9 protein-coding genes are annotated in these 13,233 nt (G+C 65.4%); 5 read left to right on the top strand and 4 right to left on the bottom strand.

The genetic code is table 11. The features are described 5' to 3' along the window. The first annotated feature begins 5 nt into the window (after positions 1-5). From QA642_RS32270 to QA642_RS32260, 3 genes are all read left to right on the top strand, one after another. Entirely contained in the window at positions 6-926 is a 921-nt protein-coding gene (locus QA642_RS32270) for a cytochrome c peroxidase (RefSeq protein ID WP_283080483.1), read from the top strand. Further along, positions 923-3,427, top strand: a complete 2,505-nt coding sequence (locus QA642_RS32265; protein ID WP_283080482.1) for a two-component system VirA-like sensor kinase — start codon at positions 923-925, stop codon at positions 3,425-3,427. Before QA642_RS32270 ends, QA642_RS32265 begins: the two co-directional genes overlap by 4 nt. 119 nt (positions 3,428-3,546) lie before the next feature. Continuing rightward, positions 3,547-3,825: a hypothetical protein gene (locus tag QA642_RS32260; RefSeq protein WP_283080481.1), complete on the top strand. Its 279-nt coding sequence runs from the start codon at positions 3,547-3,549 to the stop codon at positions 3,823-3,825. Positions 3,826-3,868: 43 nt separating this feature from the next. Here the strand turns inward: QA642_RS32260 and QA642_RS32255 are convergent, their stop codons facing one another. Together QA642_RS32255 and QA642_RS32250 are read right to left on the bottom strand one after the other, a co-directional pair. Next, complete coding sequence (locus QA642_RS32255) at positions 3,869-5,404, bottom strand: hypothetical protein (protein WP_283080480.1); 1,536 nt, start codon at positions 5,402-5,404, stop codon at positions 3,869-3,871. A 27-nt stretch (positions 5,405-5,431) separates the two neighbouring features. After that, positions 5,432-6,622 (bottom strand): glycosyltransferase family 4 protein, encoded by a 1,191-nt coding sequence (locus QA642_RS32250; protein WP_283080479.1) that lies wholly within the window; start codon positions 6,620-6,622, stop codon positions 5,432-5,434. Between the two features lie 280 nt (positions 6,623-6,902). On the opposite strand from QA642_RS32250, the gene QA642_RS32245 reads away from it, so the two are divergent. Next, complete coding sequence (locus QA642_RS32245) at positions 6,903-8,993, top strand: GumC family protein (RefSeq protein ID WP_283080478.1); 2,091 nt, start codon at positions 6,903-6,905, stop codon at positions 8,991-8,993. Positions 8,994-9,001: 8 nt separating this feature from the next. On the opposite strand, the gene QA642_RS32240 is transcribed toward QA642_RS32245, so the two are convergent. Further along, a complete protein-coding gene (locus QA642_RS32240) occupies positions 9,002-10,348 on the bottom strand; it encodes a polysaccharide biosynthesis C-terminal domain-containing protein (RefSeq protein WP_283080477.1) in 1,347 nt (448 codons plus the stop codon). A 478-nt stretch (positions 10,349-10,826) separates the two neighbouring features. Between QA642_RS32240 and QA642_RS32235 the strand changes: the two genes are divergently transcribed. After that, positions 10,827-12,047: an NAD(P)/FAD-dependent oxidoreductase gene (locus tag QA642_RS32235; protein ID WP_283080476.1), complete on the top strand. Its 1,221-nt coding sequence runs from the start codon at positions 10,827-10,829 to the stop codon at positions 12,045-12,047. Positions 12,048-12,076: 29 nt separating this feature from the next. Here QA642_RS32235 and QA642_RS32230 read toward each other — a convergent pair whose 3' ends face one another. Next, entirely contained in the window at positions 12,077-13,213 is a 1,137-nt protein-coding gene (locus QA642_RS32230) for a GNAT family N-acetyltransferase (RefSeq protein ID WP_283080475.1), read from the bottom strand. Positions 13,214-13,233: the final 20 nt, after the last annotated feature.

The raw sequence follows: 13,233 nt of genomic DNA, 5'->3' as shown, positions 1-13,233 counted from the left end.
TTTGTGTGCTGGTCCTCAGCGGCCTCCAGCCTTCTCCGGCGCCGCCGCAGGTGGCGCCATCGGCAACGCCTGCCTGGCGCGGCATGGACGAGCCGATTACGCCGATGCCGCCGGCTCCTGTGCTCGATCCGCGAAAGGTCAGGCTCGGTGAGCGCCTGTTCGGCGACAATCGTCTGTCGCGCGACAATTCGAGAAGCTGCACGTCGTGCCACGACATCAACTCCAACGGCGCCAGTACGAAGTCGCACGACGTCGATCTGAGCGGCGCGGAGCTGCCGCTCAACACGTTGACCGTCTTCAACGCGACGCACAGCTTTCGTTTGAGCTGGGAGGGAAGATATCGCAACGTCGGCGCAGACGTCGCGGCGTCGCTCGTCAACCCGCGGATCATGGGCAGCGATCTCGACACGATCGCGCAGAGGCTCAATCAGGATCCCGTGATGCGCGCCGGCTTCTTTGCCGCCTACGGCCGCGGTCCGGATGGCGACGACATCGTCGACGCCATCGTGAATTTTGAAAAGACGCTGGTGACGCCCGGCAGCCGGTTCGACCGCTGGCTCGAGGGCGACAGCGCCGCGTTGAACTCCGAGGAGTTGGAAGGATACCACGAGTTCAAATCCCTGGGCTGCGTCTCGTGCCATCAGGGCGTCAATATCGGCGGAAATCTGTTTCAGCGTCACGGCATATTTCATCCGTTGGCCTCGCCGGATCCGGCCATTCTGCGCGTGCCGAGCCTGCGCAATGTCGCGACCACCCCGCCTTATTTTCACGACGGCAGCGCACCGACGCTCGATGACGCGGTTCGCAAGATGGGGCAGGCACAATTGAACACAACGCTGACTGATCCTCAGGTGAAGGCAATCGTCGCCTTCCTCCGCACTCTGACCGGACAATATCACCGCTCCCAGGTCGGAGGCGCGCCATGAAGCTCGCGCCCGCAATGGTCGGCGTTGCGTTCCTGCTCGCGCTGTTGACCTGGCTCCTGCTCAACGGTCTGAACCTGAATTCGGACCGCTACGACCGTCAGACGCAGGCGCTTTCCGACTTCACCCGCTTCGAGCGCGGCATCAGCCGCGAGGTGCTGACGTCACGGGCCGGCCTGTCACGGAATTACGATGGCCTCGTCGCGATGGTGGACGCCTACGACGCCGCACTGGTGCGGCTTCGCGAGGCTGCCGGTACGGACAAGGAGCAGCTTGCCGCGATCGACGTGCTGTCTGCGCGCGCCACGCGGCAAGAGGAATTGATCGAGCAATTCAAGAGCAAGAACGCGCTGCTTCGAAACTCCTTCACCTATTTCAGTCTGTTCAGCGCCCGCCTGTCGTCGTCGGACGACCGGCCGCTGGTGGCGGATGTCTCGGCGCTGTCCGCTGCGATGCTGCAACTGACGCTCGATACGTCCGACGTCACCGCGGGTGAGTTGCAGTCCCGGCTCGACCATCTGGCACGCTTGCAGATTGCGTCCCAGGACAACGAGCTGCTGCACGCGGCCGTCGCGCACGGCCAGCTGCTGCACGACCTGCTTCCGGACGTCGATGCCATCCTGAAAGCGCTGGTCGCCGAGGCCAACAACCGCGAACAGGATGCCGTTCACGCGCTGATCGTCAAGCGCCAGATCTCCGCGCGGGTGGCGGCGCGCAAGAACCGCCTGCTGCAATATGTCACGTCGCTGATGCTGCTCGGCGCTCTCGTGTATTTCGGCCTGTTGTTGCGCGCGCGGGCCAAGGCCCTGCGCCGTCGCGCCGCCTTCGAGCACGTGATCGCCAATATCTCGATGCGCTTCATCGATTCGCATCGTGATGCGCTGCGCAGCCATGTGGAGAGCGCGCTCGAGGAGCTTGCAGGCTTCATCGGTGCGGACAGGGCTTACTTCGCATGGTCGGCAGCCGCTACCGACAATGTCTACCGATGGGGCCGCGAAGGTGTTCGCTTCGATGCGACCTGGCCGAGCCGGGCGCTCGACCTAGCCCAACGGTTCGATGATCGCGAGGAAGCGATCATCTACATTCCCAAGGTCTGGCCATCGCATCCCGACGATCTGGCGAACCTGCTCGACGAAGCCGGAATTCGCGGCTGGCTGTGCATCAAGACCCAATCAGGACGTGAACACGCCGCCATTCTCGGCTTCGACGCGGTACGGGCGCCGGCGCTGAGCAAATGGGCCGAATTTGCGCTCTTCCGTACCGCGTTCGATGCGATCCGCAACGCCGTGGGCCGCGTGGTTCTCGAGCAGGAGAAGGAGAGGCTGCAGGCGAGCCTGCAACAGGCGCGGAGGATGGAGACGATCGGCACCTTCGCCAGCGGTATTGCCCACAACTTCAACAATATCGTCGGGGCGATCCTCGGCTATGTCGAGATGGCCGACAACGGCATCAAGTCGGGGAGCCGGTCCGCGGCGAGCCTCGCCGAGATCCGCCGGGCCGGCGAGCGGGCGCGCGAGCTCGTCGGCCAGATCCTGACCTTCGGCCGGCGCAGCCAGGGGCGACAGGAGCGTATCTGCATCGGAACGCTGGTGGCGGAAACCGAGGCGCTGCTCGCTGCATCGTTGCCTGCACATGTGAGACTCGTGGTCAGCCAGCGTGCCGAAAACATCACCGTCTCGGGCGAGCCCGCGCAATTGCAGCAGGTCATCCTCAATCTCTGCAACAACGCCGCCCAGGCGATGGAAGAACCCGGCGTCATCGACCTGCAGATCGCCGAACGGGACATCATGCATCCGTTGTCGATCGGGCGAACCGAATTGCGGCGTGGCCGCTTCGCCGTGATCTCGGTCTCCGATCCGGGACCGGGGATGGACGAGGCGACGCTCGAGCAGGTATTCGAGCCATTCTTCACGACGCGGTCGGAAGGTAACGGTCTCGGGCTTGCGACGGTCCGGGAGATCGTCGAGCAGCACGGCGGCGCCGTGGTCGTGCAGAGCACGCTTGGCGCCGGAACGCGCTTCGACATCTGGCTGCCGTGCGGATCGCCGGATGAGCCGATATCGGTGCAGCTCGCGCCGTCGCTCGCGCTTCGTGGCGCCGGGGAAACCGTTCTCGTGCTCGAAGCGGACCGCAAGCGCCTGCTGCGCAACGAGGAGATTCTCGCCGCGCTCGGTTACGAGCCGGTCGGATTCTCGCGGCTGGACGATGCCGAGGCGGCCTGCCGCGCTGCGCGCACGCGCTTCGACGTGGCGCTGGTGTGCCACGTGCCGGGAGGCTCTTCGCTCGATCTCGCCTATCTGCTGCATGATGCGGCGCCGGGCCTGCCGATCATTCTCGCGAGCCCCTCCGTGCATCATTTCGCTGCGCCCTTGCTTGCGACCGCGGGCGTGACCGAGCTCGTGCATCATCCGCTGATGTCGGCCGAGCTCGCCGCGGCGCTGTCGCGATGCCTCACGGCATCGGCTGCCGGCAAGAGAGCCAAGCGGATCGCCTCCGCAGGCTAGTTTCACCGGTAACGCGATATCGCTGGCGGGAAGCCGTCGTGTAGCTCGTTCGTCCTATCCATCGCGTCAGGTTGCTCATTTCCCGAGCGCCCCAATCCGACCGCGATAGGAGAATGATGATGTCCAACCGATATGGTCTGACCGTCGTTGCCGCCTTGCTTCTGTTCGGCTCCTCGCTCGAAGGCGCAGATGCCGAAGGCACGTCAGGCACTGTTATCCGCAGGATCGCCTCCGCCGACGATGTTGCATCGGCCGAGCGATTGCGGACACCGATAGGTCACCGGCAGCCGCGCCTGCGTGATATTCCGCTGAGCGCGGGACCGTCGGCGGCGGACGCCGAGCTGCGACGCCTCGACACGGAAGTCGACAGGAAGCTGGTCATCTGTCGCGGCTGCTGAGGCCATCAGGCTGCGCCGCCGCCGGCAACAAGCTCGCGGCGGTTCAGCAGGCGGTCGATGCGCTCGCTCGCGCCGGGAGAACGGCCGCCGGACGTCTGCTCGTGAAGACGCGGGTCTTGGGCTGGACGCGCGATCCGTCGATCACCTCGAGCCGGCCGCAGCGGTTCAGCGTGTGCAGCTTCCTGCCGGTCCAGGCCGGGCCCGGCTTGAGCGAGTGGCGGACGACCTGCCTGTACGTGGTCGGCGACAGCTCGACGATCTCGGCGAGGGCGAGCGCAGCGCCATATCCATCGGCGCAGTTCTGCACCGGCCGCCACAATTTGCCATCGATGGTGACGAAATTCCCCGCCGGTCGCGTGCTTGCGCGATCGATCAGCACCGGGTTGCTGGCATGGGGCAGCCACGGCCCGAGCAGATGGTCCGCGTAATAGATCGCCAGCGAATCCGAATAGCCGCCGGCTCCGTCGCGCCAGGCGCCGAACAGATAGTTCAGTCCGTTGTGCCGCGTGATCGTCGCGTCGGCGAGCTCGAGGCCCGACAGCAGCGTCGCGTGCCGCTCCCATTTGTCCGGAAACCGGACGCATTTGTAGAGCGCGACGTCGCCGTGGAGCGAGCTCTCGGGGATCATCCACAGCTCGCCATCGTCCTCGATCAGGAACGGATAGGAGAGGTGCCAGGGCTCTTCCAGCACCGGCACGACTTCTCCGATCGGCCCGGCGTCGCCGAACTCGATCGCCGAGATGATGCCTTTTCCGACGCGGTGATCGAGGTCCTCGAAGAAGACGAAGGTTCGTCCGCGCCAGGTGATCGGGAAGGGGTCGGCGTAGAAATGGTTTCCGGGATCGCCGAGCACGTTCCAGCGTGGCCCGGAGAGATCTCCGGTCTGCCAGACGCCGGCGCCGTCATTGAAGCGCCACCCGACATGCCAGTGCGGCGCATAGCAGCAGAGGCGATAGATCTCCTTGGCGATCGACACCGCGAGACCGCGCAACACATAGGCCGCCGGCTGCCGGTCGTTGCCATCAGGCGCGGGACGCGCGAGCTGCGGCACGATGCGCGGCCGTCCCGACAGGATCGCCGCCACCATGGTCAGCGTTCGCGCCATGACCGTTTCGAGCCCGCCGCTCAGACCGGCCGCGATCTCTGCGGACGGATGACCGCGATCGAGCACGGCGCCGTCGACCTCGTTGACGATCTCGATGACGGGCAGATCGCCGGCGAGAATCGCGGCGAGCGCGGCGTTCTCGCCGGCAGTGCCATTGAACAGGGGGCGGAGATACAGCCGGGCCGTACAGTTCGGATCCCGCGACGCGCCCGTGAAATCGACGATCACATCGGCCGTGCCTGTGCGCGCCTGCGCTCGTTCCGGAGTGATCTTCAGCCTGCCGGCGCCACCTAGCTTGCCCTTGTTGAGCACCAGGCGCTCGAGCTCGAACAGCGCATCGAGGCCCGCGGGCCGCGGCTGTGCCGTCGCGGTCCATGCGATCCGGACCGGAACGTCGCGGCCGTCGATCGACAGCGCCTCGTGGCCCATCCATTGCCGCGCATAGTCACGTTCACAGCGAAACTCGATGATCATGTCGAGCCCATCTCTTCCAATGCCCGGTCAGATGACCTGGCCGAGAATTCGAACGTATTCCTCCACCATCGCATCGACCGAATAGCGGGACTTCAGGCCCTTGCCGTTGTGTCGCAGCTCGTCGCTCAATGCCTGGTCATTCAGGAGCCTGGAGACGGCAGCCGACAGCTGCGCATGATCGGTGGCGTCGACGAACAGGGCTGTCGGCTTGCCTTCGAAGGAGAGCACCTCGCGCAGCACGGGAAGATCGGTGACGACGGAGGGAACACCGGCATTCGCGGCCTCGACCGCGGCAAGGCCGAAGGTCTCGGCCTGCGTCGGAAATACGAACACGTCGAGACAAGCGAGGAACTCTGCCATCCGGCGCGGCGGGATTTCGCCGAGCAGATGCAACCGGTCCGATACTTTCAGCTCATCCGCGAGCTGCCTCAGCCGCGCCTCGTCGGCGCCCTGGCCGGCGAGGGCGAGGTGCCAGGATGGCTGATCGGGAAGGAGGCGTATCGCCGCATCGAGCCGTTTGTGCGGATGCAGCCGCGCTGCGCAGCCGAGCAATGTACGGTTCGGCGGCAAACTGAATTTCTGCCGCGCAGCCTGCTTTGACAAGGTGAGCGCCTTGTCGTCGAAGCCGTGGGGGACATGCACCATGCGCGAGCGGTAGGCCGCGGGGTAGCGCGAATATTCGCGCTCCATGTCCTTCGAGTTGAGCGTGATGCAGTCGAAGAAGCCGAGGCTGCCCATGGCGACGTCGGCGGTGCGGACCGGCCAGCTCATCGACAGTGCGGACGACACCTGATTGGCGACGACGGGCGCGCGGCCGACGAGGCGCGTCACGCCCGCGCCGATGACGTTGCCGAAATGCTGGAAGGTCAGGACGGCATCGGGCCGGATGGTCCTGATATGACGGCCGAGCGTCCACAGCATGCGCAGCAGCGCCAGCGGATCGCCGGGGCGGCGCGAGGCGCAATAGAGCGTATCGGGGGGCTCGTCGAACGAATCCGACTTGCGGAAGAAGAACAGGTTGGTGACGCGGTAGCCGCGCGCGGTCAGCCCGGCGCCGAGGAGCCTGGAGATCTCCTGCGCACCCGCGTTCTCGGCCTGGGTCTGCACGAGAAGCACACGCGGCTTCGCTGCGCCACCGTCCGGCCTTGCCAGTGCTGCCGCGGTCGACGGCAGCCTCGGTGCCTCGCCCAGTTCTGTGCCTGGCTGGTAATGGAGCACGGATCCCGACCCGCTAATGAAATCTTCACCTTCTTAATCCCGTACCTATCATGCGGGCATCGGCCAGACACCGACTAGCAACAAACGGAGTTAATGCGCGCCGTGCCGAAAGCACGTCATTCACAAGGGAATTCCGGCTCCTGTCGGGCAGATTGGCGCGAGCGCATTAACCAATTGGTCATGGTCGCGCGGGGCCGGGTAACCGCGGATTAACCATAGATATTTACGTTGGGGGCAGGCCACTGAACCAGTGTTTGCCAGTTGAATCCGAGTAAACTCCATGACGTTCGGTCGCCGCGCAGACCCGACCAGTTCCGGATCGACCGCCGCGTCGTGGCAGGGCCGGAATTCTTCGAACGGCGAGGGGCGCGGAGCCGCCGCGCGCGGTATGCTCACGACCGCCGGTGCGCTGTCCTTCGTCCGGGATAATGGTCGCCGCATCCTGACGCTTGCGCTCGCGATCTTCGCGTTCGGCGTCGTCGTTCTGCTCGTGATTCCGGTGCGATATGCCGCGACCGCCCTGGTCGTGGTCGATCCCCGCGAGCAGCGCGTGACCACCGAGCAGGACGTCCTGCCGGGCATCGGACAGGACAGCGCCGCGCTGCAAAGCCTGGTCGAAGTCGCCAAGTCCGACGGCTTTCTCAAGCCGCTGCTCGAGCAGCTCAGGATTGGCGACGACGAGGACATTTCCGGGGGACACACCGACCCCGCGCGCCTGCTCGAGCGATTCCGCAATCGTCTCGATATTTCCCGTCGCGGGCTGACCTACGTCATCGCCTTCCGCTTCACCTCGAACCGGCCGGACCGGGCGGCCTATTACGCCAATGCCATCGCCGAGGCGTTCGTCGCGAGCCAAAAAAGCATCCGCACCGAGGCGACCGACGAGGCCGCCGACTGGCTGAGCAGCCGGCTCAAGACGTTGAACGACCGGTTGAAGGTGTCGGAGGACGCGGTTGCCGCCTTCAAGCTCGAGCACAGGATCGTCAATGCCGGCAAGGATTCCACGACGCAGCAGCTGCGCGTGACCGAGCTGTCGCAGCAGGTCGCCGCTGCGCGTGCGCGGACCGAAGAGGCCAAAGCCCGCTTTGAGCAGGCGCAGCGCGACCTCAAGGGCAATGTCGAAAGTCCCGTGAAGCAGGATCTGCTGAGCGCGCTGCGCGCCCAGCGCTCGGCGCTCAACGATCAGATCGCGCAGAGGCGGGCCGTGTTCGGTGACCGCCATCCCGACCTCGTGATGTCGTACAGCCAGCTGAACGATCTCAACAGACAGATCGAGGTGGAACGGGCCAAGGGCATCGACACCGCAAAGTCGGAATATGAAGCGCAGCGCGATCAGCAGAAGGCCCTGGAAAGCCAGATGAAGGCGGCTGAGTCGCAACTGCTGGTCGACGGTCAGGCGCTGGTGAAGCTCCAGGAGCTGCAGCGCGACGCCGAGGCCAACAGGAACATCTACGAGCAGTTTCTGTCGCGCTCCAAGACCACGAACGAGCAGCGCCTGTTGCAGAGCTCGCAGACCAAGATTGCCTCATCCGCCGTTCCGCCGCTGCGCTCGACGCTTCCGCCGCTGCCCTTGCTGCTCGCCGCGCTCGCGATCGGCTCGCTGCTGACATCGACGGCCATTGTCGCCGCGACGGCACGCGGATCGGACAAACCCGTTTCGGACGTTCGCGCGCGCGAGGTCGAACCGGCTGAGCGCCAGGCGGGGGCTTGGTCACGCCCGCCGGTATGGGCCCGCGTTCCCGCGCTGATGTCGGGCGAAGGCCCCAGAAACATCTGGCAAGGTCCGCTGTCCGCAACCGCCGAGCTCGACCTCGGTCCCTATCTCCAGCCGCTGCTCGAGCGGCTGGAGAAGTCACCGGGACCGCGGGGCAAGGTCGCGCTCGTGATGTCGGTCGGCAAGCGCGCCGGCGGCAACACCGTCGCGCGCTCGCTGAACCGGTGGGCGGTGAACCGCGGGAAGCTGAGCGTCCTGATCCGGGTCGAGCCGGATCTCGGCGGTGCCCGTCCTGCCAACGCCAAAGCGCAAGCCGACGGCATGACCACCACGGCGGATGTCCGCAGCGTCGACGAGCTTCTCGGCGCCGGCAAGCAGCCCAATGCGACGCCCGCGGACGATATTCGCTCCGAGTTCGATCTGATCGTCGTTCACGCGACGTCGCTGGCGTTGCAGCCGGAGGCGGCAGCTCTGGCCGCGCATGCCGATCTCGTCGTTCTGGTCGCGCGCGAGGACGCTGTGGACTCAGCGGCGATGCGCAGGGCAACGGCTGCGCTTTCCCGGTTCGGCGGTGTGCCGACCGGGATCGTCGTCAATCACGTGCCCGCCGATCCCTCGGCGCCGCGCCGGGGCGAAGTGCTGGGTCTGGCCGGCTGAATAGATGCCTACTCGGCGGAGTCTACACCGCGGACGACGTAAGTACCGCGCTTCGATGCAGAGAAGCGCAGCAATCCGAGAATTGAAGGATCGACCCCGGTCCGCCGGCGGCAGAGAATGTTGAGGGCGATGGTCGCGAGTGCGAGCGACACGGTCGCCGAGATCGCAGCGCCGAGCACGCCGAACCAGGGAATGAGAACGAGAAATCCCACGAGCCGCAGCGCCACGTTCGCGGCGACGACGGGGACATATTCGCGCTCATAGCCGGTCAGCTGCAAGATCGCCGCCGATGGACCGCCCGCTGCCTGGAACGCCGTTCCGATCGCAAGCACGATCAGGACCCAGTGCTGTGCGGCGAAATGAGGCCCGAACAGGTTGAGGAGATAGGGGCCGCCAACCCAGATCAGCAGAAGTCCGCTGATCACGCAGAGCGCGGTCACTTCCGCCATCAGCCGCAAGGTCCGCTCGAACTCCTGGTGGTTCTTGCTGAAGTACAGCGAGGGCAGCCGGCGCGCGCCGAAGCTGTACAGCGCGGCCGAGAGCATGGCGAAGATGTTGGCGAGGCGCGATGCGGCGAAGTAGATGCCGGCGGTCGCCGGATCCAGCATCCAGTAGACCAGGATGACGTCGAAATACTGGTTGGCGGCTTCGAGGATGGACGCGACCCAGAAATGAAGCGCGCTCGACCTCCAGCGCGACGTCTCGGAACGCGCTGCCGTGCTGCGGAAATCCGGCAGCGCGCGCCTGATCGCGATGATCTGCGCGCCGAGGCCGATCGACATCGCGATCGTCATCACGACGATCAGTTCGGCGGGATCGAGCTGGCGATGACCGGTCAGGACGGCGATCAGAAACAGCACGACGCTGACCCGCCAGAAGAACTCCCTGTTTCCTTCGCCCATGAGGATGCTGACCAGCGAGCGTGCGATCTGGCTGCCGAGCATCAGCCCCGCATTCACGGCGGTGTAGGCCGCCACCGCGAGGATCAGCAGCCACCCGTCGCCGCGCAGGCTCGCGACGATCGCGATTGCGCCGATCGCGATCAGCATCGCCGCGGAGGAGATCTTCAGGCTCGATAGCAGCACGCCCTTGGTGAGATCGGGCTGATCTGCCACCCGGTACTCGTTGAGGAATCGCACCAGCAGCGATTCCTGACCGACCAGTCCCACCACCGATGCCATCTGCGCCACCGAAAGCCAGGTCGCGAAGATGCCGAACCCGTCGGGCGACATCGTCCGCGCCGCCAGCGAGAACAACGCAAACGCCAGCGCGCCGCTACCAACCTTGAGCAGGATGGTCCCGGCAACACCGCGCGTCACGTCGCGCCGCATGAACTGGACGATGGATTCGATCATGGAAGTCGAGGGGCGGCTTTCCCCTGAAGAGACGTGGTCCGATAGCGGAGATAGCCTAGCATGCCGAAAAACCGCGAGTGTTAATGAGAGACCTTCAGGATGTTGCCGGCCATGACGATGCCGTGACGACGCGGCTGCGTCACCGTGAAACACAGCCGTCCCGATTGTCCCGTTCGCGCAAAGCCCTGACCCGACCGAAATGCCGCCACAGCGCCGCATCGACGGCCATGACGACGAGATCGGCCGTTTGGATGCGGAAATGGTTGCGGAAAGGGCCGCCGTTCAGGCCGAGTCCGGAATTTGCCTGACATCCCGAGCAAAGCGCGTGCCGCGACATCATGGAGCTGGATCAGTGCGCCAGTTCATTAACCTCGATCGGCAGAAATGATCGCGTTTGATCCCGCGATGCGACATCAGGCGAGAGAATTGCACGAGAGAATTGCAGATGGGGCCACCGTTAACCGTGGGAGCCTGAACCATGACGGCGGATCAAAGCGTGACCGAGCCGGCCGCAGCAACCGGGGCTGCGACGATGCTCGACGTTGCGATCGTCGGCGGCGGCCTTGCGGGATCGCTCGCCGCGGCGGTGCTCGCGCGGGCAGGGCATCGCGTCGCCCTCATCGACAAGCGCGCGGTCTATCCGGACGAATTCCGCGTCGAGAAGATCGGCGGCCACCAGCTCGAGATGTTCCGGAAGCTGGGCTTCATCGGTGGCCTCGAGAGTGTCGCGTGTCCCTACGACCGCGTGCTCAACATCAGGGAAGGCAAGCTGGTTGATGTCAGCGTCGGCCAGGCTTACGGGCTTCCCTATGCCGATCTCGTTGCCATGGCGCGCGGCCAGATCCCCCAGCCGTCCAGCCTGATCGTCGACGAAGTCGCGGCAATCAGCTGCAGCGACGACGTGCAGCAGCTCGAGCTCGCCTCCGGACGGCGCCTGAAGGCGCGTCTCGTCGTTTTGGCGACGGGGATGGCGGGAGCTCTCGGCCACAAGCTCGGAATCAAGCGGCGCGTGCTGGCGGCGGGCCACTCGGTCTCGTTCGGCTTCACGATTGCCCGGCGTGACGGCACGCCGTTCGATTTCAACGCGCTGACCTGCTACGGCGAGCGCACCGCCGACGGCGTCGATTATCTCAGCCTGTTTCCGGTGCGGGCCGGCATGCGGGCCAATCTCTTCATGTTCCGCGACCCGGCCGATCCGGTCATGCGCGATCTGCGTCGCGATACCGAAGCGACGCTTCTGCGCTTGCTGCCGGGACTGCGGCCCTATCTCGGCGATTTCCACGTGACGGACCGGGTCCGGAATTGGGTGATGGATCTGTCCGTCGTCGAGGGACACCTCCAGGATGGCGTCGTGCTGATCGGCGATGCGTTCCAGACCAACTGTCCTGCGGCCGGCACCGGCGTTGCCCGCCTGCTGGTCGACGTCGAGCGCCTTTGCACCGAATATGCGCCGCGGTGGCTCATGACCGCAGGCATGAGCAAGGAGAAGATATCGGAGTTCTATTCCGATCGCGACAAGGTCGCGGCGGACCAGCAATCGCTGAAGATGGCGCGCTTCCGCCAGGCGCTGACGTCCCGCGACGACATCGGCTGGGATGTGCGGCGGCGGCTGCACTTCCTGCGGCGCAATTTCACCCATCGCGTCGATCAAATGCGGCCGGGCTGGCTCGCGCTGGTCCGAAGCGCGCTGCGCGCCTGAGCTCTGCGTCGTTCGACGTCCCGCCTCGTTCAGCGCGTGGGCGTCGAGGTGCGGGTCGGCAAGAGCCTGAACTCCGACATTCGCTTGGCGGCCAGCTTGAGCCAGGGGGCCTGCTTCAGTGCGAACAGGGATAGGGCGCCCGCGGTGCTGCCGGCCTGCGTGACCGCCCACATCGGCGAAGGCTGCCCGCCAAACAGTTTCTTGTACGGCTCGTCACCGATGGTGAAGTCGAGCATCTGATCGCCGCGCTCGATGCAATCCCGCGCCACCTGCTCGAACATGAGCGCGCCCAGCGACTGGCTCTTGTATCCGTCGATGTCGAAGGCGCTCATGATGACGAGGAAGCTGCCCTGATGGTGCAGTCCGAGCACGGCGGCGATCACCTCGCCGTCCATCTTCATGGCATAGAGCCGCACAAAGGAGCCGAGACCGCGAAGCGCCACGTCGGAATAGAAGGCGTAATATTCGGGGCGCTGGAGCAGGTCTCCGTCGCCCTGCGACTGAAACCGCGGGCCGCGAAACTTCCGCATCACGTCAAGCGCCTCGAGGACGGAGGCGCTGTCGTTGCAGCATGAAAAGCTCAGCGTGCCCTTCTTTTGGAGCTGGCGATATTTCTTTGCGAGCTCCTTTTGATAGGAGCGATCGAGCGCGCTGGCCCGCCATTGCTCGAACGGCGCGACGAGAACGGTCGCGTAGGCGTTGGTCTCCATCGACACGCGGCGCGGCGCAGCCAGAAGCGTTTCGATCGGAAGCCGTCCGTCCGGAAGCTTGGTCATCCGGAGCAGATCGAACGGACGGACGAGATACCTGATCTCCGCGCATGCACTCTCGTCCGCGAGCAGCTGCGAAAATACCTCGGGGCTGCAAACCGGCGCCAGATAGTCGGAGACGCGCAGGTCGGCGAATTCGACGGTCCGGATCGGTCCACGCCGGACCCGCAGCATCGGCAGCACCATCGCAAGCGCGCCCGTTGCGCGATGGCGCGCCACGACGATCAGACGGGTTGCCCCCGCATGCGGCGCAAGCCCGGTGTAGAGGCTATGCAGCCAGACCGGATGCTGGAACGCGGTGGCGGCGGAGCCGTCGAACAGCTCTGCGTATTTCGGCGACAGGAAGTCGAACGCCGGCTCGATGGCGATATTGAAATTGGTGCTGGGCCTGTTCATGCGCAACCGGGAAACCAGGT

The organism is Bradyrhizobium sp. CB2312, assembly GCF_029714425.1.
Lineage (GTDB): Bacteria > Pseudomonadota > Alphaproteobacteria > Rhizobiales > Xanthobacteraceae > Bradyrhizobium.
This window is presented reverse-complemented; position numbering and strand designations above follow the sequence as displayed.

Excerpts from the sequence above, each read along its gene's own strand:
- QA642_RS32245 (WP_283080478.1), top strand. The coding sequence starts at position 6,903 with ATGACGTTCGGTCGCCGCGCAGACCCGACCAGTTCCGGATCGACCGCC.
- QA642_RS32230 (WP_283080475.1), bottom strand. The coding sequence starts at position 13,213 with ATGAACAGGCCCAGCACCAATTTCAATATCGCCATCGAGCCGGCGTTC.
- QA642_RS32265 (WP_283080482.1), top strand. The coding sequence starts at position 923 with ATGAAGCTCGCGCCCGCAATGGTCGGCGTTGCGTTCCTGCTCGCGCTG.
- QA642_RS32235 (WP_283080476.1), top strand. The coding sequence starts at position 10,827 with ATGACGGCGGATCAAAGCGTGACCGAGCCGGCCGCAGCAACCGGGGCT.
- QA642_RS32260 (WP_283080481.1), top strand. The coding sequence starts at position 3,547 with ATGTCCAACCGATATGGTCTGACCGTCGTTGCCGCCTTGCTTCTGTTC.
- QA642_RS32240 (WP_283080477.1), bottom strand. The coding sequence starts at position 10,348 with ATGATCGAATCCATCGTCCAGTTCATGCGGCGCGACGTGACGCGCGGT.
- QA642_RS32255 (WP_283080480.1), bottom strand. The coding sequence starts at position 5,404 with ATGATCATCGAGTTTCGCTGTGAACGTGACTATGCGCGGCAATGGATG.